This window comes from Oceanicaulis sp., from assembly GCF_965249665.1.
Lineage (GTDB): Bacteria > Pseudomonadota > Alphaproteobacteria > Caulobacterales > Maricaulaceae > Oceanicaulis.
In genome coordinates this window covers 2,901,660-2,921,753 of record NZ_OZ252247.1, presented here as the reverse complement: position 1 = coordinate 2,921,753, position 20,094 = coordinate 2,901,660, and the positions used below count along the sequence as shown (strand labels likewise).

At 61.0% G+C, this 20,094-nt stretch carries 15 protein-coding genes, 1 tRNA gene and 2 rRNA genes; 11 read left to right on the top strand and 7 right to left on the bottom strand.

Going from position 1 to position 20,094, the window contains the following annotated elements; translation table 11 throughout:
• From ACP154_RS14085 to ACP154_RS14060, 6 genes are all read left to right on the top strand, one after another.
• Window positions 1-399, top strand: a 23S ribosomal RNA gene (locus ACP154_RS14085); the annotation flags it as partial.
• A 105-nt stretch (window positions 400-504) separates the two neighbouring features.
• Window positions 505-619 (top strand): 5S ribosomal RNA (rrf, locus tag ACP154_RS14080).
• Window positions 620-742: 123 nt separating this feature from the next.
• Window positions 743-819 (top strand) — tRNA-Met (locus ACP154_RS14075).
• A gap of 119 nt (window positions 820-938) precedes the next feature.
• Window positions 939-1,691 carry a hypothetical protein gene (locus ACP154_RS14070; protein ID WP_421858030.1) on the top strand — a complete coding sequence of 251 codons (753 nt, stop codon included), beginning with the start codon at window positions 939-941 and terminating at the stop codon, window positions 1,689-1,691.
• A gap of 275 nt (window positions 1,692-1,966) precedes the next feature.
• Window positions 1,967-3,310, top strand: a complete 1,344-nt coding sequence (locus tag ACP154_RS14065) for a DEAD/DEAH box helicase (protein WP_421858033.1) — start codon at window positions 1,967-1,969, stop codon at window positions 3,308-3,310.
• A gap of 121 nt (window positions 3,311-3,431) precedes the next feature.
• Window positions 3,432-4,103: a uridylate kinase gene (locus ACP154_RS14060; protein ID WP_421858035.1), complete on the top strand. Its 672-nt coding sequence runs from the start codon at window positions 3,432-3,434 to the stop codon at window positions 4,101-4,103.
• Between the two features lie 60 nt (window positions 4,104-4,163).
• Here the strand turns inward: ACP154_RS14060 and ACP154_RS14055 are convergent, their stop codons facing one another.
• The gene (locus tag ACP154_RS14055) at window positions 4,164-5,105 is read right to left on the bottom strand and encodes a pirin family protein (RefSeq protein WP_421858037.1); all 942 of its coding nucleotides are present in this window, start codon (window positions 5,103-5,105) and stop codon (window positions 4,164-4,166) included.
• 32 nt (window positions 5,106-5,137) lie between these two features.
• Window positions 5,138-6,076, bottom strand: a complete 939-nt coding sequence (locus tag ACP154_RS14050; RefSeq protein ID WP_421858039.1) for an FkbM family methyltransferase — start codon at window positions 6,074-6,076, stop codon at window positions 5,138-5,140.
• Window positions 6,077-6,183: 107 nt separating this feature from the next.
• Between ACP154_RS14050 and ACP154_RS14045 the strand changes: the two genes are divergently transcribed.
• Both ACP154_RS14045 and ACP154_RS14040 read left to right on the top strand, forming a co-directional pair.
• Window positions 6,184-7,626 (top strand): M20/M25/M40 family metallo-hydrolase, encoded by a 1,443-nt coding sequence (locus ACP154_RS14045; protein WP_421858041.1) that lies wholly within the window; start codon window positions 6,184-6,186, stop codon window positions 7,624-7,626.
• A gap of 111 nt (window positions 7,627-7,737) precedes the next feature.
• Window positions 7,738-8,352: an FMN-dependent NADH-azoreductase gene (locus ACP154_RS14040; protein WP_421858044.1), complete on the top strand. Its 615-nt coding sequence runs from the start codon at window positions 7,738-7,740 to the stop codon at window positions 8,350-8,352.
• A gap of 67 nt (window positions 8,353-8,419) precedes the next feature.
• Here the strand turns inward: ACP154_RS14040 and ACP154_RS14035 are convergent, their stop codons facing one another.
• Together ACP154_RS14035 and ACP154_RS14030 are read right to left on the bottom strand one after the other, a co-directional pair.
• Window positions 8,420-9,208, bottom strand: a complete 789-nt coding sequence (locus tag ACP154_RS14035; protein WP_107713532.1) for a hypothetical protein — start codon at window positions 9,206-9,208, stop codon at window positions 8,420-8,422.
• Window positions 9,209-9,279: 71 nt separating this feature from the next.
• The gene (locus ACP154_RS14030) at window positions 9,280-10,338 is read right to left on the bottom strand and encodes a hypothetical protein (RefSeq protein WP_421858047.1); all 1,059 of its coding nucleotides are present in this window, start codon (window positions 10,336-10,338) and stop codon (window positions 9,280-9,282) included.
• Between the two features lie 239 nt (window positions 10,339-10,577).
• Here ACP154_RS14030 and ACP154_RS14025 point away from each other — a divergent pair, with 239 nt between their 5' ends.
• Both ACP154_RS14025 and ACP154_RS14020 read left to right on the top strand, forming a co-directional pair.
• A complete protein-coding gene (locus ACP154_RS14025) occupies window positions 10,578-12,302 on the top strand; it encodes an amidase (RefSeq protein WP_421858050.1) in 1,725 nt (574 codons plus the stop codon).
• Between the two features lie 26 nt (window positions 12,303-12,328).
• A complete protein-coding gene (locus ACP154_RS14020; RefSeq protein WP_421858053.1) occupies window positions 12,329-12,958 on the top strand; it encodes a glutathione S-transferase family protein in 630 nt (209 codons plus the stop codon).
• Here ACP154_RS14020 and ACP154_RS14015 read toward each other — a convergent pair.
• The 3 genes from ACP154_RS14015 to ACP154_RS14005 all read right to left on the bottom strand — a co-directional run bounded on the left by ACP154_RS14015 (window position 12,955) and on the right by ACP154_RS14005 (window position 16,880).
• Window positions 12,955-13,587: a class I SAM-dependent DNA methyltransferase gene (locus ACP154_RS14015; RefSeq protein WP_421858056.1), complete on the bottom strand. Its 633-nt coding sequence runs from the start codon at window positions 13,585-13,587 to the stop codon at window positions 12,955-12,957. The genes ACP154_RS14020 and ACP154_RS14015 overlap by 4 nt on opposite strands.
• On the bottom strand, window positions 13,584-15,647 hold the full coding sequence (locus tag ACP154_RS14010) for a prolyl oligopeptidase family serine peptidase (protein WP_421858058.1): 2,064 nt from the start codon (window positions 15,645-15,647) through the stop codon (window positions 13,584-13,586). The genes ACP154_RS14015 and ACP154_RS14010 overlap by 4 nt, the downstream gene beginning before the upstream one ends.
• 63 nt (window positions 15,648-15,710) lie before the next feature.
• Window positions 15,711-16,880 carry a hypothetical protein gene (locus tag ACP154_RS14005; RefSeq protein WP_421858060.1) on the bottom strand — a complete coding sequence of 390 codons (1,170 nt, stop codon included), beginning with the start codon at window positions 16,878-16,880 and terminating at the stop codon, window positions 15,711-15,713.
• A 302-nt stretch (window positions 16,881-17,182) separates the two neighbouring features.
• Between ACP154_RS14005 and ACP154_RS14000 the strand changes: the two genes are divergently transcribed.
• Complete coding sequence (locus ACP154_RS14000) at window positions 17,183-19,735, top strand: TonB-dependent receptor (RefSeq protein ID WP_421858062.1); 2,553 nt, start codon at window positions 17,183-17,185, stop codon at window positions 19,733-19,735.
• Window positions 19,736-20,094 lie beyond the last annotated feature (359 nt).

Here is a 20,094-nt window from a genome sequence, read left to right as displayed (position 1 = left end):
GTTTGGCACCTCGATGTCGGCTCATCGCATCCTGGGGCTGGAGCAGGTCCCAAGGGTTTGGCTGTTCGCCAATTAAAGCGGTACGTGAGCTGGGTTTAGAACGTCGTGAGACAGTTCGGTCCCTATCTGCCGTGGGTGTTGGATACTTGAGAGGAGCTGTCCCTAGTACGAGAGGACCGGGATGGACGCACCTCTGGTGGACCTGTTGTTGCGCCAGCAGCATAGCAGGGTAGCTAAGTGCGGAAAGGATAACCGCTGAAAGCATCTAAGCGGGAAGCCCCCCTCAAAACCAGGTATCCCTATCAGAGCCGTGGAAGACCACCACGTTGATAGGCTGGAAGTGGAAGCGCAGCAATGCGTGAAGCGGACCAGTACTAATTGCTCGATCGGCTTGATCCAACAATGCTCATGGGCGGCGATCGCTTCGTCCCATGAAGCCCGATCCTGAATACACCAGGAATAAAGTCAGCATGTCTCTACAAAACAATGCATCGGTCTTGCCGACCGGGTGGTTATAGCGAAGGCTCCACACCCGTTCCCATCCCGAACACGGCCGTTAAGACCTTCTGCGCCAATGGTACTATGTCCTAAGGCATGGGAGAGTAGGTCGCCGCCCGGTCCGCTAGACACGATGCAAAAAAAATCTCCGTTTGTAAGGTCATTGAGACTGGCGTCGTCAGACATAGCGCGACGTTTGCTTCTGCAGCCAGTTTGTTGTTTAACAACACAGTTGCAGCCCTGATGCGGGGTGGAGCAGCCCGGTAGCTCGTCAGGCTCATAACCTGAAGGTCGTAGGTTCAAATCCTACCCCCGCACCCAAAATTAAAAAGCCCCGCGCCCTTCGGCCGGGGCTTTTTCTTTGTCTGATTGCGTCGGGCGTCGCCATATCGCGGGCTGACGCCTAGACTGGCGCTTTGAGCAGACCGAGAGTGTTTGTGATGTTGCGTCTTCTGTCGCGCCAGTTGCGTGACCTGAACTGGGTTGTCGTCGCTGTTGAGTTCGCCATTGTGGTGGCAGGCGTCCTGCTGGCCTTTCAGATCAGCGCCTGGAGTGAAGCGCATCGGGCGCGATCGGCCGAGGCGGCGTATCTGACCCGCCTTGCTGACGAGGTGGATGCGGCCCTGGCGGCGCTGGATGCGGATCTGGTGCGCGCGGAGGCCCGCCTGTCCGATTTTGATCAGGCGATGGCCCTTCTGTCGGGGGGTGACGCTCTTTCACTCCAGGACGAAGCGGTTATTCGGCGCGGTCTCACTAGTGCGGATCGTTATCCGGATGTCAGCCCGCCTCGGGTGGTGCTCGATGATCTGGCGTCCATTGGCGGCGTCGCCGGCCTTGATGATGCTGAGATCCGTCAGGCGCTTTCCGCCTATCAGCAGGCGCTGGACCGGATCGATCAGCGGTTCGAGCGCTATGCGCGCGATGCGGTGTCACTCACCGATGTGGTGGGAGAGGCTGGCCCCGTCAGGCGACTTTACAGGCCCGATGAGTTTTCGCGATCTGTCCTGAGCATCGATTTTCAGAGTCTGCAAAACGATGCAGCGTTCCAGACCGCCTTTCTTGGACAATTGCGGGTCCAGATCGTGGCGCAGGATGACCGGCGTCACGTGCTTGCGCGAGCGCGAGCGCTCGATAGCGTCTTGGATGCTCGCTTGGAGGACTCCCGGAATGTGCCGGCGGCCGAATCCGAATAGCGCAGAATGACCCGTAAAGCCGACACTATACTCATGGGCCTCAGTAGAGACGGCTTGCCTTTTAACGCGATTGGGCGCAAGGAGGCGCTACGCATGCACGCGCCCCAATATCCGGGTTGCGCGGCGACGGATCAGTCGGAGTGAGCGCACTCCCGTGATGAGGTCCGGGCGGGGGCGATATTCGTCCCAGAACGGCGGCTGAACGATCCAGTTGTCTATATTTTGAACGAAATAGCGCCCGGAGATCGTCCGTGAGCGCTGCTAAGAGGTTATCCTTGACCCGATTTACAGATTTTGGTCTGAACGACTCCATTCTCTCGGCGATCGCCGAAGAGGGCTATGAAACGCCCACCCCCATTCAGGCGCGCGCCATTCCCCTGGTGCTCGCCGGCCGTGACCTGATCGGCCTGGCGCAAACGGGAACCGGCAAGACCGCGGCCTTCGTGCTGCCGCTGATCCATCAATTGTTGGCCGAAAACAAACAGGCGCCCGGCCGGTCCTGCCGCGCTTTGATCCTGGCGCCGACGCGAGAGCTCGCGGCGCAGATCGAAGAGCAGGTTCGCGCTTATACGGCGCACACCAAGCTGACGAGCGCGGTGATCTTTGGCGGCGTCAAAGCCGGGCCGCAGATCCGGGTGCTGGCGCGCGGGGTCGACATTCTGGTGGCGACGCCGGGCCGTTTGCTCGACCATCTCGGTGAGCGCAAGGCGCGGCTTGATCTCACAAGCTTTGTGGTGCTGGACGAAGCGGATCAAATGCTGGATCTCGGCTTCATTCCTGCGATCCGCAAGCTCTTGCGCCTGGTGGGCAAGGAGCGTCAGACGCTGATGTTCTCCGCCACCATGGCGCCCGCGATCCGCCAGCTGGCGGACGATTTCCTGTCCAATCCGGAAACGGTTGCGGTGACCCCGCCCTCAAAGCCGGTGGAGCGGATCGATCAGAAAGTGCTTTACACTGAAGCCGCCGACAAACCCGAAGCGCTGATTGATTTGATGGCCCCAGAAGCGGGCAAGCGCGCGATCATCTTCACGCGCACCAAGCATGGTGCGGACCGGGTGGCGAAACGTCTGTTGAAATACGGCCACAAGGCCAACGCCATTCATGGCGACAAGAGCCAGAACCAACGCACTCGCGCGCTTGACGCGTTCAAGTCAGGCGAGGCGCCGGTGCTCGTAGCGACCGATATCGCGGCCCGCGGCATTGATGTGGACGGGGTTGATCTGGTGGTCAATTACGAGCTGCCCAATGTGGCCGAGAACTATGTCCACCGCATCGGCCGCACCGCGCGCGCCGGCGCAACCGGTCGGGCTGTCGCTTTGTGCGCGCCGGACGAGCGCGTCATGCTCAAAGATATCGAGAAGACCATGGGCGTCGCCATCGCCGGTCTTAATGATGCGCCGCCCATGCCCAAGGGCGAGGCCGCTAAGTCCAAGAGCCGACGCCGCGGCGGTCGCCGCGGTCAGGGCCAGGGCCAGAGCGAAGGCGCGCCGTCGGGGCAGAAGCGGGGCGGCGGCTCCGGCAAACCGCGTCAGGGCGGTGAGGGCGGTGCGCGAAGCGACAAGCCTCGCCATCGCCGGGGCGGTCAGCGTCGCGGGCCAAGCTCCACAGCCGCTGAATAGAATTGGGGGTCGAGACATGAGAACGGGCGCGGTCATCCAGACCGCGCCCGTTTTGTATTTGGGGGCGGTCAGCTTCACGGATACCGTTTACACCTAGCGGCTCTCACGATTTGATGACGTTATGGCACCGTCGTCCGGCTATCTGTCTTGTCTTCAGGCAATCGCTCAGGGTTTGCTCTTGCAGCACTCCACCGGTCCGGCTTTGAGGGTGGCTGTGGATGGACGAAGCGGGGTGGGCAAGTCCACTTTCAGCGCCGCGCTCGTACAGACTTTGATCGACCAGGGACGGCCTGCATGCTGTGTCCAGCTTGATGATTTTCATCATCCTCGCGCCAAACGGTATGCGCGAGGGCGCTATTCCGCCGAAGGCTATTATCGCGATGCCCGCGACCTTGAGGCCTTGGTGGCCATGTGTTTGGCGCCGCTGGGCCCGAACGGATCGGGCCGCTATGCGTCGGCCAGTTTTGACCTCGAAAAGAATGAGCCGATAAAGCCGGACTGGCGCTCGGCCACACCCGGTGAGATCGTCGTGGTGGAGGGCACATTTTTGCTCCGCCCTGAGCTTAATCCGCACTGGGATGTGCGCATCTGCCTTCATGCCCCTCAAGAGGTCGCCCGTCAGCGGGGCATCGGGCGGGACCGGGCGTTGCTGGGCGACGAGTCCGAAGCGCTATACCGCCAACGGTATGACGGCGCATACACCCTGTATGAGAGCGAATGCGCGCCTACGCAGTCAGCAGACTGGCAGGTGGACATGACAGACTTCGACGCACCCGCCTTGATGAAGACCTGATCGCTTAGACATACAGGTCTGCCCGGCGATGCGGCATGGTCCTTATCGCTATTTCGAAGCTCAGCTCGTGGGGTTCTCTTCCGTACAAGCGGGTGGTTCTCCCGGTTCGGGATCGCCGGGGAGGGGAATGTATTCGTTTTCTTCGACCGGCATGCGGAAGGGCGTGTCCTTGAAACCTTGAGCGATTGAGGCGCGCCAATCGGTTTTGGCCTGTTCGATCCGCTCTTTGTGGGTGGAAACGAAGTTCCATTCCATATAGCGCGGCCCCAGGGACTGGCCGCCGAGCAGCATCAGACGGACGTTTTCCGTCACGCTGACGCTCCCTTGGGGCTGGCCGGGCGTGAAAATCGCCATCTTGCCCCCGGTAACGGGCTCGCCTGCCGTTTCAATGCGGCCTGAAACCACATGCAAAGCCAGCTCTTCATGGCCTTCGGGCAAGTCAAACGTCGTGCCCGCTTCCGCCTCGATATGGGCGTAGACGATGGACGAGTAGACCCTCACCGGTGAGGTGTGGCCATAGGCGCTCCCAAGAATCAACCGGAACTGAGCGCCGCCGATCTCGAAGGCCGGCAGATCACCCGCGCCATGGTGATGAAATTCAGGCTCGATTTCCTGCTTGTCTTCGGGCAGGGCGACCCAAACCTGAATGCCATGCATGAACTGGCCGCTGTCGCGGGCTGTGTCGCCGGTGCGTTCAGAATGGGTGACGCCCTTGCCGGCTGTCATCCAGTTCACGTCACCGGGATAGATGGTCTGGTGCACGCCCAGACAATCGCGGTGATCCATCTCGCCATCAAAAAGATAGGTGACCGTCGCCAGCCCGATATGCGGATGCGGGCGCACATTAATGCCTTCGCCGGGCTTGAACTGCGCCGGCCCCATCTGGTCGTAAAATACGAACGGTCCCACATGACGGCGCTGCGCGACCGGCAGGATGCGCGTGACGGAGAAACCGCCCAGATCCTTGCTCTTGCCTTCAAGTATGCGTTCAAGCTGGCTCATCAGGTGTCCTCTGGGCGGTGGAGTTGGGAGGGTTAGGATGCGTCCAGATCAAGAATGACGTTCATCCGCGTGCTCTGGCGGATGCGATACCCCTTGCTCAGCGCCAGAGCGGCGGCGTCGGGCGTCGTGCGGCCGTCTGCCATGTCCGCGCGCTCCAGGATCAGCAAGTCCGGCCAGCGCGATTTGGGGGCCTTGGCGAAGAAATGGGACAGGATGGCGGCTTCCCCGCCTTCCACATCCACCTTCATGGCGTGAGCCTTGGTGAGTTTGAGCTCGTCCATCAAGCTCAGAAGGGTTGTGACGCGAACGGCTTCACCTTCAGACCCGCCCAAACGGGCTTGACCATGATTGCCAGAGATCATGCGCATGAGCTCTTCGCCCTCATAGTCTGCGAGAGCTACGCCCGCCATCTCGATCTGGCCTAGGGCGTTCTGGCGTGCGTTGAAGCTGAGCCTGCGACGCATCTCACGTTGGGGCTCGACTGCGATAACGCGCGATTTGTCGCCGCCCGCTAGCGCCGCCACAAGGGCATAAGCGCCTGCATTGGCCCCGATATCCATGAACGTCTTGCCCGGTCCCATCACGCCGCGCAGCGCTTCGAGTTCTGCCGGGTCGAAGCATTGCGGCGTCATGAACAGGCGCTTCTCCGACAAATTGTCGGTCGGGTGCAGCCGCAGCTTCAAACCGAGCGCCTCAACATCCGCCACGCCCGCTTTCATGCCGCTGAGCGCCAGCGGTCGTGCAGCGCCAGCCAGACGCAAACCGGCGCGTGAGGCCGGCAAGGCGCGTCCGATGGCGAGGCCGATCTTGCTAACCAGCCCGGGCGCATATGCGCCGTATGACGGCGCGGGCGGTTCATGAGACACCGGCCCGCCCTGGCTTCGCTTCACTTCAGAAGGAGCGGGCGGAATCGTCAGCATTTCGTCGGTGTCGGGCATGGCCTGATTGGAGTCTGGAGCGGTCTCGGTCATGCCACGACTTATAAACGCAAATGGCGCCGATCGCATACTACGAGATCAGGTTCCCCATTTCGCAGGGCGCCTTTATGGTCACCTCAATTCTGAGGAGGAGAGTCATCATGTTGCGCACCTTTACGGTCGCCGCCCTGGTATCCCTAGCCGGTCTGGCTTACGCCCAGACCGAGCCGTTTGATCTGGGTCAGGACAATCTAGAGATCGCCCAGTCCTTGAGACAGGCCGCGCTTGAGAGCGATCTGGCCTATGAGATCACCCGCTCGCTGACAACCGAAGTCGGCCCCCGACTTGCGGGCACGCCTCAAGAAGCGCGAGCGCGTGACTGGGCGGTGGAGATGCTCGAAGAGCTGGCGTTTGAAAATGTCCGCGTCGAGCCGTTCGAGCTCGACCTGTGGACGCGCGGGCATTCCATCTATGAGGAAGTGGCGATCACCGCACCTTATCCGCAGGAACTCTATGCGATCTCTTTAGGCGGGGCTGGTGCGACGCCCGAAGGCGGGCTGGAAGCAGAAGTCGTGTTTTTTGACAGCTATGACGCATTGTTGGCGTCAGACGCTGATGAAGATGCGCTTTCAGGCAAGCTGGTCTTCGTTAATGACCGCATGGTCGCCAGCCGCACGGGCGAAGGCTATGGCTGGGCTAATCGCAAACGCCGAGACGCCTGGGTGCTCGCGGAAGACCGCGGCGCGCTCGGTGTTCTGATCCGCTCGGTTGGCACCAGTACGAACCGGTTTGCCCATACTGGCATGATGAGCTTCCCCGACGGGCGCCTGCCTGACATTCCGGCCCTGGCTGTGTCGGCCCCGGATGCGGACCAGCTCGAGCGCCTGCACGAGATGGGCGAAACCGTTTCCATCAATATGCGCACCTACGCCGGTTGGCGTGGAGAAGTGATGAGCGGCAATGTCATCGCCGAGATCACCGGCTCCGAAGCGCCCGAGGAGATCATCATCATTGGTGCGCACCTGGACAGCTGGGATACAGCGACGGGCGCCCTTGATGACGGCGCAGGCGTGGGAATTGTCACTGCCGCTGCGCGCCTGATCGCGGAAAGCGGACATCGCCCGCGTCGCACCATCCGCGTGGTGCTGTTCGGCGCCGAGGAAGTGGGCCTGGTGGGCGCCCGCGCCTACGCCAACGCCCGCATGGAAGACGGTACGGTGGGCGATCACATCATCGGGTCGGAATCTGATTTCGGCGCCCGTGAAGTCTGGCGCCTGCGCTCAAATGTGGGCGAGCACGCCTTGCCCGAAATCGACGCCATTCACCGCGAACTGCAAAGCCTGGGTCTGGTGCGTGGAGACAATACGGGCGGTGGCGGACCGGACATGATCCCGCTGCAATTCATGGGTGTGCCCATGGTGCGGCTGGAGCAAAATGGCGAAGACTATTTTGAATTCCACCACACGCCCAATGACACGTTCGACAAGATCGTGCCGGAAGAAATGGCGCAGAACGTCGCCGCCTGGGCCATGATGGTCTGGTTCCTCGCGAATAGTGACACAGATTTCCGTCCGCAGACGCCGCAATCGGACGTCAGCGAGTAATTCCATTCTGGAAGCAATAAGCTTCCAGAAGCAGGACTACACGCGTGATCGGGGCGTAGGCATATCTCCTCACATCAAGCGGCGCCGCCGCTACACATGATGGAGGTGACTATGTCTGCGCCCACTATTCTTCAGGTCAATTCCAGCGCTCGCCTTGAGGGCTCGGTCAGCCGCGAACTCTCAAAGCTTTTGTCTCAGGCCCTGGCGGGCGAAGCCGGTTCCGTCACTGTGCGGGACCTTGCCGAACACCCCGTCCCTCAAGTGGACGCGGACTGGGTCGGCGCGAATTTCACCGATCCGGCTGAGCGCACCCAAGCACAGCGCAATGTGCTTGAAGGCTCGGATGTGCTTGTTGGAGAGCTCAAATCCGCGGATCAGATCGTCATCGGCATGCCGATCTACAACTTCTCAGTCCCCACCAGCCTGAAAGCCTGGATCGATCAGATCGCTCGTGCGCGCGAAACCTTCCGGTATTCCGAAGCGGGGCCTAAAGGTTTGCTGATCGGCAAAACGGCCTGGATCGTGGTCGCGTCGGGCGGCGTGCCGCTGGATTCGGGCGTGGATTTCGCGACGCCTTATCTGCGTCAGGTGCTGAACTTTGTCGGTATCACCGATATTCGCATCCTTGACGGGTCGCGCTGGGATTTCCGTGAAGAAGCTGATCGCGAGGCGATCCGCGCGCTGGCCCGTACGGCGGACGTCAAGCCAGCGCAAGCGGCTGCATAAATGCGCGTGTCCCGTGCTTGCATGTTGAGATCAGATTAGCTCTGACGCATGAAGTGATGGCGGGCGTTCAGAGCGTCCGCCAATCATTCCGAACGCCCAGCTGACGGAAAACTTCCGACCAATAGGCTTGCAGCAGATCGCGCTGTTCGTTGCTCCATCCCCGACGTTCGATCAGATAGATTTCGATCCGGACGCCGGCGAGCACGTCGCCATATTCATCCTCGATGAGCGCCGCTACACGTCCGGGTGGCGGCAGGCGGTTTTCAAGGTCTGACCGGGCGCGGCCATAGACGCTAAACAGGCGAGAATTCTGAAGCATGTCAGAGACGAGGATGACCGTGCGGCGCGGGGTGTTGGGGTCAAACCCCTGTTCAAGCGCCAGGTCGGCCAGCGCTTCGATAATGGGGCTCGCCGGGCTTTCCTTGGGCTCTACAAGATCGGCGAGGGCGCTTTGCAGCGGTCCTTCAAACAAGGCCTGATACCGCGCCTCAACCCGGGCCGGATTGCGATAAAGCGGATTGATCTGGTCGCCGCGGCCAGGATTGCACAGCGAGAAACTATTGGTGTTGATCAGCTCTCCGCGCGCATCCAGCTCGTACAAAGACAGACGCTCGCCGATTTCAAGCCGGTCGCGGCTGTCGAGCGCGAGTTGCTCGATGCGGGCGGCCTGTTCCGGGGAATACAGGTCGGTCTTGTCGATCACGAGCGCCATATGGGCGGGCTGCTCGCCGCTGAGACAGAGCGTATTGGGATCATATTCGGGCGGTTGCAGCACGAGGGCCGCGTAGCTGATCGCACCGAGCACGCCGACCACGATCAGAATATTGATGATGCCCAGGAGATCCTTGCCGCGCATATGTCTGACGCCCCCTCTGCCAGCCGATAGCGAAGGGCATCATGGGGCGCCCGCCTGCTTATGGCTAGACGTTATCGGGCCGGAAAAGGCGGTTTATCCGACCCGCTCGTCTCCGCTGTGTCGGTGAGATCGGTGTCCGCCGCCTGTTCGTAAAGCTGGATCGAACGCGAATTGTCGGCGGCGAAAAACTTGTCGATCTTGCGCTTGAGCGCGATCGCCTCACGACGCGTCGGCCCGCTCAGGCTTTCTTCGATCTCGACCGCGCTTTCAGTGTTTTCGCGGTGCGTATGCGGCAATTGCTTGAGCACGCCAGACAAATGCGCCGCCGCGTTGATCGCACGGCGCTGGGCCGTGCCATAGCCGATCAGACGGTCGTCAAACGTTGCGCCCTTGAAGGCCGCAATCGCGGCGAAGGTGACGCCCAGTCCAAACAACAAGAGCCCTTCTAGCGTCTGGATGCCGGTCCCCGCCATGGCGGAACTCACGGGCGCCAGGATTGCTCCGGTTGGCTCCGCCAGATCACCGAGCGCCAGAGTGGCGGCGTTGACTTCCAGCAAATCGCGGTACAGCGCGGCGGTGTAGTTGAGAAAGACCACGAAACCCAAAGCCAAGGGCGTGCCGATAATGGCCGCGGCGAAGGAGAAGGGGCGGTCAGGGTTCTGCAGCAGTCGCAACCCCAGAAACCCGATCAGGAAGAAGGCGGTGATGACATTGGTGAAGGCCACGGTGATGGCTTGGATCCAGCCGCCCAACAGGCCCAGGTCTGAGCTTTTGGAGAAGAAGTATGCGTTGATCAGCCCCTCGACGAGCACCATCCCGGCTAGGATGGAGAAGTGCATGATATGGCTTTCCGGATAGGTCGCAGAGCGATTGATCCATTTGTCGCGCGGCAAGGCTTCTTCAAACATCCGCCCGCGCGTCTGTCGAAAATGCAGATAGGCGTCAAAACAGGCCGAGGCGCGGTAATACGCATCCGTCAGTCGATCCACGATCTGATGGGTCTTGCGATCAATTTCAGTATCCATGACCTCGTCCGCATCCTCCGACCGTCCCCGGTTGAAACCGAGAAGGTTGTTCGTGATCGGCCGATCTTGGGTCTCTATCGTATTGCGCAGGGATTGTTCGTTCATGGTCCGGCCCCTTTTGAGTAAGTCTGTTCACAGCGCCCAAGAGTTAACCATGTCGTGACAATCAAGCCTAAGTTGGGCGAAATCAAATAAAACCAGGCGGAAAAGGGGCGAATTGCGTCTTTTTTCGGGACACGCTTCACTCTATTTTCCTCGATCATCACACGCGGCGCCGCAGCGCCGTTAACAGAGATGAACAACCCGGCGGCTGAACCGGAGCTGAACATCTCAGAGGGGGCCTCATGACTGAATCAATGAATACGCGCCGTACGGTTCTTGGATTGCTGGCGGGGGCGGGCGCCGGCGGTTTGGCCGCTTCTGCGGCGAGCGCCCGTCAACAGACGCCGATCACCGCAGAGACCTTGTCTGGCGCCGAGCGTATGATGGGGGTGACCTACACAGCGTCCGAACGCGAGCAGATGTTAAATGGCGTTGAGGCTTGGGTGTCACGCGCCGAGCGCCTGCGCGCTGTGGACAAACCCAATGACCTGGCGCCCGCACTGACCTTTGATCCGCGCCTGCCGGGCGTGACTTATCGAGCGCAAGATAATTTCGTTTCCGGGTTGCCGCTGAACGCTGGCCCCAAACCGTCAGACCCTGCGGCTATCGCCTTCTCGCCCAGCTGGAAACAGTCCAGTTGGATGGCGTCGGGAGCGCTGACGAGCGTCGAACTGACCGAGATCTATCTTGATCGTATCGCCCGTCATGGCGACGCTCTGGAATGCTATGTCACGGTCACGGCGGACCATGCCCGCCGTCAGGCTGCTCAGATGGACGCTGAACGCGCCCGCGGCGTGGTGCGCGGTCCGCTCCATGGCCTCCCGTATGCGCTCAAGGACATTATCGATGTCGCCGATGTCCGCGCCAGTTGGGGCGCGACCATCTATCAGGACCGTGTGGCCGAGGAGACCGCTGTGGTCGCTCAGCGTCTGGAAGAGGCAGGCGCCGTGCTTCTGGGCAAGGCGACATCAGGCGCGCTGGCCTATGGCGATATCTGGTTTGACGGGGTGACGCGCAATCCTTTCAACCCCAATGAGGGAAGCTCGGGCAGCTCGGCCGGGCCCGCATCCGCCACGGCGGCGGCGCTGTGCAGCTTTTCTATCGGCACCGAAACGCTGGGCTCGATCGTCTCGCCGTCGCATCGTTGCGGCACGACGGGCCTGCGCCCGACCTTCGGGCGAGTGGCGCGCACCGGCGCCATGGCGCTGTGCTGGTCCCTCGACAAGATCGGCCCGATCGTCCGCTCGTCTGCGGACGCCGCTCTGGTGCTTGCTGTCATCAATGGCGGGGATGCAGGGGATGCGTCCTCTTTCGATCACGGGTTCGAGGCGGATTTCACGCGCGACCTGACCGGCTTGCGCCTCGGGTATAACCCGGCCTGGTTCGAGGCCGCCGCCGATCCCGACCGCGCAGCGCTGGATGCGGCCCGTGCGCTGGGCGTCGAGCTGGTCCCGTTCGAGATTGACGAGCAGCCCTGGGACACCATGCTGATCCAGCTGGAATGCGAAGCGGCTGCGGCGTTTGAAACTCTGACGCTGGAAGATCTCGACGATCAATTACGATGGCAGGACGACGCCGCCTGGCCCAACACATTCCGTCGCGCGCGGTTCGCCAGCGCTGTGGACATGGTCAACGCCGATCGCTTGCGCCGCAAAGCCATGACGATGATGGCGGAGACTTTTGAAGGCTTTGACGCCATCATCGGTCCGAACTTCGCCGGCGGCATGCTGCTGATCACCAACTATACCGGGCATCCTCAGCTGGCGTTCCGGTCGGGTTTTGTCGAGCAGCCGACCCGAACGATCTTCGGTGCGCCAGCGGATGACAGCGGTGAAACCTTCACCGTGCCCTACGCCAGCTCGCTTTGGGCGCCCTTGTTTGACGAAGGCGTGATCTTGGCGCTGGGCGCGCAGATTGAAGCGCGCCTGGGCGTCGCGGATACTCGCCCGCAGGCGTTCGCCGAGTGACGCCAGCCAAACAGGGAGGACCGTCCATGAAGTTCTATGATTGCGCCACCGCGCCCAGCCCGCGCCGGGCGCGTATGGTCATTGCTGAAAAGCGCATTGATGTGGAGACGATCGAGGTCGACCTGCGTTCCGGCGCGCAATTCAGCGATGACTTCATGGCGGTCAATCCCGGCTGCACCGTTCCCGTGCTGGTGACCGATAACGGGGAGAGCCTGTGCGAGAACGCCTCGATCGTGCGCTATCTCGAAGCGGTCTATCCCGATCCGCCGCTTCTGGGGGTGAGTCCGATCGAGCAGGCGCGTGTGGCCGAATGGGTGTGGCGATCCGAGTTCGAAGGGCTGATCAGCGTTATGGAGGTGTTGCGCAACACCTCCAAATCCATGAAGGACCGGGCGCTGCCGGGACCGGCGCCGGTGCCGCAAATTCCGCAACTCGCCGAGCGGGGCATGCTTCGCGGCCAAAGATTTTTCAAAACGCTCGATGAACGACTGACTCAAACGCCCTGGCTGGCGGGGGATACGTTCAGCTTCGCGGACATCACCGCTTTCGTCTTTGTAGAGTTTGCGGCCTGGGTGAAGATGGTTCCGGGCGGCGATCTCGAAGCGCTCACCAAATGGCGAGACGCCTGCAAGGCGCGTCCCAGCGGGCAGGTCTAAGCTTTACGCGCCAGCCAGACGCCCGCGCCGCCGCAGGTCTCATCGTTGAAGCGGCGCTCGACCAGCTCCAGCCCGGCCTTCTCCAGTGCGGTCTCGAACCGGGCCGGGGCGAGGCTGGCGTGAAACAGGCGGTCGCCAAACATGTCGCCCCAAGCGATGCCATCGTCGTCTCCGCTGGTGAACATGAAGGGTGCGCCCGGCGTCAGCGCCGGACCGATGCGCGCGATGAGCTGCGCCTGATCCTCACCGGGCAAATGAAAGCTGGAATGCCAGGCGATTGCGCCGGCATAGGGGCCGCAGAGCGCCACGGTGCGCATGTCGCCGACGCGCCAGCTCTGCTCGGGCCAGTGCTGACGACATAGCGCGATCATGGCCGGTGCAATATCTACGCCCTCGACCTTAAAGCCCTTTTCGATCAGGTGCGCTGCAAGGGGGAAGCCCGCTCCACACCCCAGATCAAGGATGCAGCCGCTTGGGTTGGCCAATGCAAGAAAGCGGGCCATCCAGCCCGCTTCCAGAAATGTTGCTGACTGCCGGCGTCGGACGTCAAAAGACGCGGCGTGACGCTCATAAATGCCCGCAATGGCGGTGGCGCCGCGCGCCTCCGCCTCGGGATCGCGTTCGGTCATTCCGCCTCTGCATTCGCCGGATCGTACTGCTCGAACCAGGCGAGCACGTGACCGGCCTTCTGCAACAGGCGCGAGGGACGGCTGTCGGCGATGCCATGATAGGCGCCGGGAATGCGCACCAGGCGGCTATCGATCCCGCGGATCTGAAGCGCATTGTAATATTGCTCGGCCTCGAACACCGGCGTGCGTCGGTCTTCACCGCCCACAAACACCAGCGAGGGAGTCTCCACATTGCCCACCAGTGAGAGCGGGCTGCGGCGCCAATATTCCTCCGGCGCCTCCCAGGGCGTCACGCCGAACCAGTAGCGATAGATGCTCGGGCCGATATCAGCGGCAAGCGTAAAGCTGGTCCAGTTGATCACCGGCTTGCCCACCGCCGCCGCGGCGAAGCGATCGGTCACCCCGATCAGCTGGGCGGTCAGAACGCCGCCGCCTGAACCGCCGGTGACAAACAGGCGCTCTTCATCCACGAAGCCGCGCGCGATCAGAGCGTCAATACCAGACAGAAGGTCATCCACGTCCTGACCCGGATAAGCCTTGTCGATCTCGTTGGCGAAGGTTTCGCCATAAGAGGTCGAGCCGCGCGGATTGGTATAGAGCACCACATAGCCCGCGGCCGCATAGAGCTGGACCTCGCCGGAGAATTGCGGGCCATAGGCGGTGTGCGGGCCGCCATGGATTTCAAGGATCATCGGATAGGTCTGGCTGGGATCAAAGCCGGGCGGATACGCGATCCAGCCTTCGATTTCCTGACCATCTGCTGAGCTGTTCCAGGTGAAGCGTTCGACTTCGGCGAGATCGCGGAGGCCCAGAACATCCGCGTTCACATCGGTGAGACGGTTTGCGAGGCCGCGCCGTGTGCCGACGCCCACATTGGCGAGGTCGGTGGCGCTGGCCACGGTGGCGGCCCAGCGGTCATTGCCCGACACGGAAAAGGAACCAGAGGTATAGGGGCGGCCAAATGTGGTTCCGCCCAGATCGTCATTGATCCGGTCCAGCCCGCCGTTCAGCCCTGCATAGCCCAGAATGGTATGGCCGCGATCGTCAAAGCGGACCCACAGGCCGCGCCCGCGTTCGTCCCATTCGGCCTGGTCTATGCCGCGGTCGAGATCAGACAGAAGCTCACGCGGCTCACCGCCGTTGAGTGAAACGACTTTCAGATCCGTGTCCGCATGTGAGGTTTCAACGCGCGGGGTGGAGAGATAAGCGAGCGTTTCGCCGTCCGGTGAGATACGCGGGCTGGATTCTCCACCGGGATAATCGGTGATCTGCACCGGTTCGGACGCATCAAGCGCGATTGAGTAGATATCGGCTTCACGGAAATCAAAACCATCCGCTTGCCGTCCCCCGAGCGAGTAATACAGCGCCTGAGAGTCCGGGCCCCAGCTGACGCCGGATATGGATCCGTCGTCCACTTGGGTCAGTTGCCGTGGAGCGCCTCCGTCTGCGGGGGCGACAAAAACTTGTGTGAATCCGGAGGGCAGCTCACCTGCGCCGTCAAACTCATAGCGTGTGGTTTCATCCACCAGAGCCGGATCCGCCCATTCGGCCCCGCGCGGTTGAGCGGGCATGCCGATGTCAACCTGCGGCTCGGGCGTGTTCATGAACATTGTGAAGGCGATCCAGCGTCCGTCCGGTGACCAGCTGAGATTTCCTGCGCCGCCTGGCAAATGGGCCAGTGTGGCGCTGCGTCCGCTATCGACCCACACGGTCTTCAGAAGCCTCTGCCCGTCCTCGTTTGCGATATAGACAAGCTGGCTTGAATCCGGAGACCAGCGTGGCGAGGAATAATCGCCAGCGCCGGTGATCAACGGTCGGTTCGAGCCGCCGTCATAGGGCGCAATCCACAGCGCGGACCGCGTCCGGTCGGTCATGATGTCGTTGGAGCGGCGCTGATATACGACCAGTCGACCATTTGGGCTGATTTGCGGGTCACTCGCCATTTCCAGACTGAAAATGTCGGCGGCTTGCAACGGGCCGCCAGCCGCTTGTGTCGACGCGAAAGCGCTAGGGGTCGCCAGCGCGCAGGCCAGCGAGGCAAGCAGTAAACGGTTCATCATGGACGCTCCAAATCTCTGATCTGGCACCGTAGGGCCCTGAACTGCTTAAGGGCAAGAGGGAGGTTATCGAGCCGAGTTCAGCAGCCGGGCGCGTGTGAGCCGGAAGGGCGCTGCCGGATGGGGCAATTGCCCGACGGCGCGTCCCGCGAACAATTGCGCTCCGGTCCGCGTCGCTGCGCGAAACGTCTCCCAACTCTCAACCCGGTTGAAATAAACCGCGCTGCCGCCGCGTTTTGCACTGGCGAGCAAGCGCTCGATGTCCAGACGGTCATTTTCGGTCAGGCGTTCGGGCAGGTCTGCGCCGATGGCGTCCACGCCCAGATTCTCGAAACGACTCCAATACGGCCAGTCCGTGCGCACATGCACATAGAGTTTCGCACTCTGCGAGCGCAGGATCCGCAAGGTTTCATCCAGCACGGTTGAGGGCGGATCCGCAGGGGCGTCCTTGATCTGAACCCAGACAAGCTGCCGCAGTTCGCTCGGCAGGTCGGCCAGCGCCATGACATATTGAGAACGTGTGCGCGGATTGCTCAGCGAGGTGTAGCCAGCCGGCACGATCAAGGCGCAGCGAGTACCTGTTCGAACGAGGTCTTCCAGCGCTTCTGCGGCGTCGCCAAGCACCGCCATGTCCACCGCCAGACGCGCGTCTGGCTTGAGGTCGGTGAGCATCAGGTCGGTGTTTCGCGCCTGATAGGGCGAGTCCACGTCTGCATTCACAGCGCGCACGAAGTAACTGGCGACCGCTTCGCGCTTCTTGTCCCAAACTGGCTGGTAAAACAGTGAGAAAGCCTTGTTCTGGTTGGGCTCGGTCTGGACGGTTTTGGATTGACGGGGCTCATCAATCTCGGCGGACGCCATCGTCGCGGCGAATTCCTCAACGCTCAGCTGTTCGCTTTTGGCTTCAACCTTGAGCTGGTTGATGAAGGATTCCCCAAGGAAGAATTGTTCCATTTCATGGCTGATCTTGTTGGTCAGCTTTTGCGCCTGCGGTCCTGACAGGGCTTTGAAGATGACCAGATACCCGCTGGCGCATTGAATGATCAGATCGTCCTCGGCCACCCGCTTGTCGATAATGGAGCGAGAGGCGATGAAGACCCGCTCGCGCCATTCCGGCCATCGATCGCCCGCCGCATCGCGCACCCGGTCCATGTTCACGAACTGGTAGCGGCTTACGTCAATCTGCTCAGCGCTCGCCAGATGGCGCTTGAGCTGGGTCATCACGTCGTCGTTCACGCCCAGATGTCTCCTTGGTTCACCTCTAGCTTAACCTTGAAGGCGTTGTCAGAGCGTAACCGTGTCTTACGTGCAAAACGGCGGGAAAACACAGGCGTGTGGACTGCCGTATGTTGCTGCGCCGCATCGGTAATAAATTATTCAAACAAATACAGCTTTTTTCGCCATTCTCGGATGCATGGCGCGCATGCAGCATCTTTTTATTGCGTTGCAAATCAGTCATGGTCCGGCCGTCTCAGCCACACGCTAATCACATACACAAGCAATCCGATGAGGATTGCGTTCAATCAGGGAGAGTCTTCATGGCAGCATCCTTCAAGCGGATCGCCTTGCTTGCAGCGGCGTCGAGCCTGACGCTCAGCGCAGCGTCTCAAGCACAAGTTTTTGATCAGGTCGGCGGCGGTGAACGCCGTACGGTTGACGTGATCACGGTGACGGCGCAGCAGCGGGAAGAAAGCGCACAGGATGTGCCGATTTCCATTGGCGCCTACGACACCCAAGCGCTCGCCAATGCGGGTGTTCGCGACATCAAGGATTTGCAGGCGATTGCGCCGGGCCTGATCGTCACCTCGACGCAGTCTGAAACCATCACCACCGCACGTATTCGCGGTATCGGCACTGTGGGCGACAATTTCGGCCTGGAAAGCTCGGTCGGCGTTTACATCGACGGCGTGTTCCGCGCGCGCAACGGTGTTGGGTTCAACGATCTGGGCGAGCTTGAGCGCATCGAAGTGCTGCGCGGCCCGCAAGGCACGCTGTTCGGCAAGAACACCTCAGCCGGCGTTCTGAACATCGTCACCGCCGGTCCGGAATTTGAGCCGGGCGCTTCTGTTGAAGCTAGCTTCGGAGATTATGGCTATTCACGTGTCAGCGCACACCTGACCGGCCCAATCATCGAAGACGTCCTCGCGGGGCGCATTTTCGCGGTCGAGGGCCATCGCAACGGGTTCATGGACCTGTATGTTGAAGACGATGCCGGCCAGCTCAACAAGATGGACTCCGAGACACAGGATTACTGGTCTGTTCGAGGTCAATTGGAGTGGACGCCCAGCGAAACTGTTTCTGGTCGTCTGATCGCTGACTACACCGAGCGTGATGAGTTGTGCTGCTCCGCAACCTCCTGGGACTACACGACGGCCGGGGTCGCTCTGGTGAACTCAGTCGGCGGCCAGGCGCTCTTTCCGGCCGACCCCGATGTTCGAGTGGCGTTCTCCAACCGTGAATACGCGCAGATGGTGCAAGACTGGGGGCTGTCGGCTGAATTCGACATTGAATTGCCCATCGGCACCCTGACGACTGTCACCGCTTATCGCACATGGGCGAACCAGCGCAGCCAGGATATCGACTACACCAGCGCGGATCTGGCGTATCGGGACATCGAGAACAACTATACCGACATCGAGCGCCTGTCACAGGAAGTGCGACTGAACGGTCAATGGGGCGATCTCGATTGGCTCGTGGGTGCGTTTTACTCGCATGAAGATCTGGTGCTGGGCGACGCCATCCGTCTCGGTGATGACTGGGAAGCCTTCCTGGGCCGCTCTCTGACAGCTGGCACCGTGCCGCCGCTGGGCACGCCGGCAGGCGTCAGCGCTGTGTTGGCTCAGCTGACTGGCGGTCTGATCAACATCCCTCCCGGCTCTGCGTTCCTGGGCGGCCAAGGCGTCAATCAGGATGTGTATAACCAGACAGCGGACAGCTGGGCTGTGTTCACGCACAACGCCTATCGTCTGACAGATAACCTGACGGTGACCGCAGGTCTGCGGTACACCCATGAAAACAAGGACGTTTACGCGACCTTTGACACCAACCAGCCGCTGGCCTGTGCGGCCGTCGAGCAGGCTTTTGGTTTCGATCCGATCAATGGTTTCATCGCCGCAGGCGCCGCGCAAAACCTGCCGGCGGCAACCATTCAGGGCGGCGCCACCGCCATCGCCAATATCTGTCTGCCGTATGCGCGGACCGGTCTGGACGCGAACGGTTATGATAACGCGCGCACGGACGAGGAAGTGTCTGGCACCCTGCGTCTGACCTATGACATCAATGATGACGTCATGGTCTTCGGCGGCTATTCGCGCGGCTTCAAGGCGGGCGGTTTCAATCTGGACCGCCAGCTCAATGGCCCGATCGGCGCAGACGGTTATCTGAACTCGGACAACTCCTTTGCGGCTGAAACCGTGGATTCCTACGAAATCGGCTTCAAGTCCCAGCTGTTCGGCAATGTGGTCCAGCTCAACGGTTCGGCGTTTTTCCAGCAAGTCGGCGACTTCCAGCTCAACACCTTCAACGGCATCGCCTTTGTGGTTGAGAGCATCGATGAAGCTGAAACCTATGGCGTGGAACTGGACTTCTTTTACGCCACCCCCATCGAGGGGCTCGATCTGACGGCTGGTTATGCCTACACGAACACCGAGTATACCGAGGTGAATACGGGCGACCCGCTGGTGGATGCGCTGCAAGGCCAGGACTTCTCGCTGGTTCCTGATCAGACCTTCACCACCCAGGTGATCTATTCCCGTCCGGTTTTCGACAACCTGCTGGTCAGCGCCAGCGCGGATGCGCGCTGGGCGTCTGAGTACAATACCGGTTCTGATCTGGATCCGGAGAAGGTGCAGGACGCTTTCACTACGGTGAACGCCCGTCTCGGCCTTGGCCGTGAGGACGGCGCCTGGTCGGTCGAGCTGTGGGGGCGCAACCTCACTGACGAGACCTACGCGCAGGTTGCGATCGACGCCTTCGCTCAAGGGCGCCGTGCAGGTTCGGGCACGTCGCTTGATGCACGCGGAACCGCTAGCTACGCGGCCTTCCTCGGGGCGCCGCGGACCTGGGGCGTGACCCTGCGTACGGAGTGGTAAGCTCCCACTTCGCGACTTAGCTGCAGATGCGAAAGGCCGGTTCCGAAAGGAATCGGCCTTTTGTTTTGATTGTTTGAATGATTCTAATTGCGAGCCTGTTCCCAGATTTTGCTGCGATCGCGATGTGCTTTTTAGTCAATATTCCAATTTATTGTGCAATTGCAGCATAGATTGACGTTCGCGTCATCGTGACTGTGCCGCAACAGTTGTATATCAAAATTCAAAAAAGCACCTCATATGGCCTCTGAGAGAATGCTTAAGCGCTGTTGGGTGCTTCCATGCCTCTGCAAAATCAGTCAGGTTTGTATGGACATTAGTCAGCGATGAATGGCGCGGCTGCGCGCCTAAAAGTTACCGGT

Bases quoted from the DNA above. Each gene is read 5' to 3' on its own strand.
- ACP154_RS14070 (WP_421858030.1), top strand. From the start codon at position 939: ATGTTGCGTCTTCTGTCGCGCCAGTTGCGTGACCTGAACTGGGTTGTC.
- ACP154_RS14060 (WP_421858035.1), top strand. From the start codon at position 3,432: ATGGCACCGTCGTCCGGCTATCTGTCTTGTCTTCAGGCAATCGCTCAG.
- ACP154_RS14055 (WP_421858037.1), bottom strand. From the start codon at position 5,105: ATGAGCCAGCTTGAACGCATACTTGAAGGCAAGAGCAAGGATCTGGGC.
- ACP154_RS14050 (WP_421858039.1), bottom strand. From the start codon at position 6,076: ATGACCGAGACCGCTCCAGACTCCAATCAGGCCATGCCCGACACCGAC.
- ACP154_RS14045 (WP_421858041.1), top strand. From the start codon at position 6,184: ATGTTGCGCACCTTTACGGTCGCCGCCCTGGTATCCCTAGCCGGTCTG.
- ACP154_RS14040 (WP_421858044.1), top strand. From the start codon at position 7,738: ATGTCTGCGCCCACTATTCTTCAGGTCAATTCCAGCGCTCGCCTTGAG.
- ACP154_RS14035 (WP_107713532.1), bottom strand. From the start codon at position 9,208: ATGCGCGGCAAGGATCTCCTGGGCATCATCAATATTCTGATCGTGGTC.
- ACP154_RS14030 (WP_421858047.1), bottom strand. From the start codon at position 10,338: ATGAACGAACAATCCCTGCGCAATACGATAGAGACCCAAGATCGGCCG.
- ACP154_RS14025 (WP_421858050.1), top strand. From the start codon at position 10,578: ATGACTGAATCAATGAATACGCGCCGTACGGTTCTTGGATTGCTGGCG.
- ACP154_RS14020 (WP_421858053.1), top strand. From the start codon at position 12,329: ATGAAGTTCTATGATTGCGCCACCGCGCCCAGCCCGCGCCGGGCGCGT.
- ACP154_RS14015 (WP_421858056.1), bottom strand. From the start codon at position 13,587: ATGACCGAACGCGATCCCGAGGCGGAGGCGCGCGGCGCCACCGCCATT.
- ACP154_RS14010 (WP_421858058.1), bottom strand. From the start codon at position 15,647: ATGATGAACCGTTTACTGCTTGCCTCGCTGGCCTGCGCGCTGGCGACC.
- ACP154_RS14000 (WP_421858062.1), top strand. From the start codon at position 17,183: ATGGCAGCATCCTTCAAGCGGATCGCCTTGCTTGCAGCGGCGTCGAGC.